This window comes from Kytococcus sp. HMSC28H12 (genome assembly GCF_001816045.1).
GTDB lineage: Bacteria > Actinomycetota > Actinomycetes > Actinomycetales > Dermatophilaceae > Kytococcus > Kytococcus schroeteri.
In genome coordinates this window covers 1-1,546 of sequence record NZ_KV824499.1, presented here as the reverse complement: position 1 = coordinate 1,546, position 1,546 = coordinate 1, and the positions used below count along the sequence as shown (strand labels likewise).

2 protein-coding genes are annotated in these 1,546 nt (G+C 76.1%); one reads left to right on the top strand and one right to left on the bottom strand.

Features of this window, described 5'->3' with window-relative positions; genetic code table 11:
- On the bottom strand, window positions 1-626 hold a 626-nt coding region (gene lipB, locus HMPREF3099_RS07200; RefSeq protein ID WP_070705359.1), incomplete at its 3' end, for a lipoyl(octanoyl) transferase LipB.
- A 65-nt stretch (window positions 627-691) separates the two neighbouring features.
- On the opposite strand from lipB, the gene HMPREF3099_RS07195 reads away from it, so the two are divergent.
- Window positions 692-1,546: serine/threonine-protein kinase (locus HMPREF3099_RS07195; RefSeq protein ID WP_237769790.1), on the top strand; the 855-nt coding region annotated here is incomplete at its 3' end.

Genomic DNA, 1,546 nt, shown 5'->3' with positions numbered 1-1,546 from the left:
GGCAGGGCGTCGGCCACGGTCGCGCCGGCGGCGTCCTCGCCGCGGCGGCGCAGCTCGGCGGCGATGCTGGTCACGCCCGCGTCGGAGATGCCGCACGGCACGATGCCCTCGGCCCAGGTGAGCGGGCAGTCCACGTTGAGGGCGAAGCCGTGCATGGCCACGTCGCGGCTCACGCGGATGCCGATGGCGCCGATCTTGCGGTCCTGACGTCCGAACTCGTCCTGCGCGGCGGGGTCGCCGAGCACCCAGGCACCGCTGCGCCCGTCCACCCGCGTGGCCTCGATGCCGTACTCGGCCACGGTGCGGATGAGCACCTCCTCGAGGCGGCGCACGTGCGCCACCACGTCCACCGGGTCCGGCAACCGCACGATCGGGTAGCCGGTGAGCTGGCCGGGGCCGTGCCAGGTGATCTTGCCGCCGCGGTCCACGTCGACCACGGGGGTGCCGTCCAGGGGGCGCTCGTGGGGCTCGGTGCGCTTGCCGGCGGTGTAGACGGCCGTGTGCTCCAGCAGCAGCACGGTGTCCTCACCACCCTCGACGACGCGCTGGTGCACCTGCTTCTGCAGGTCCCAGCCCTCCATGTAGTCGACGGTGTCCGGAACCAGGCCCACGTGCTCGAAGCGCATACGCCGAGGGTACGCCTGTGGACGACGCCCGACACGCCCACCCGGATCCGCGGCAGGCTGCACCCATGGTTCGAGTGCAGGAACTGGTGCAGGAAGGGTGGGAGCCGTCGCCGCAGGAGGTGGCCCGGCTCCTGCGGGAGGTGGGGGCCGACCTGGTGCGGCTCCACGAGGGTGGCGCGGTGCACGGTGGCGTGAGCACCGCGGTGGTGGGGGTGGGGGCCGACCACGGCTTCCACCTGGGGCCGCCGGTCCCGGCCGGGGACGACCCCTGGCTGCGGGAGCCGCCGGAGGTGGTGGACGGCGACGCGCCCACCCCGGCGAGCGACACCTACGAACTGGCCGCGGTGGTCCGGGACCTGCTCGACGTGGTGACGTGGGAGCTGCCGGAGGAGCTCGTGGTGGCCGTGGAGCGCGGCCTGCGCGACGACCCGTCGGGACGTCCCACGGTCACGGCCCTGGTGGTCTGTGCCGCCGGCGCCCTCGAGGAGGTGGCCGGGGCCAGCACGCCGCCCGACGGCCCGGTCGACCTTCCGCCCGGGCCGGACGAGCCGGAGGCGGCGAGTGCGGCCCCGTCCAGCCCCCTCCCGTCCAGCCCGGCTGCCGAGCGTGTGGAGGCGCCACCGTTCGCCCTCGGGGACGAAGGCGCGGAGGACGCGGACCCCGCGGACCGGCCGGGCACCTCCTGGCCGGACATGGTGGTCCACGGCTCGGCCAGCGGCGACCAGGACCGGATGGCCGCCCTCCGCGAGGCCTTCGCCGCTGCCGCCCAGGAACCGGAGCGGTCCGGTCTGCGGTCGCGCCTGCACCCGGTGGGCACGCGCCCGCTGGTGCTCGGCGCCGTGGCGGTGCTGGCCCTCGGCGGCCTCTGGGCGGTGGGTTCGCAGGGGGCCGACCCGGCCGTGGCCGAGACCCCGGTGGCG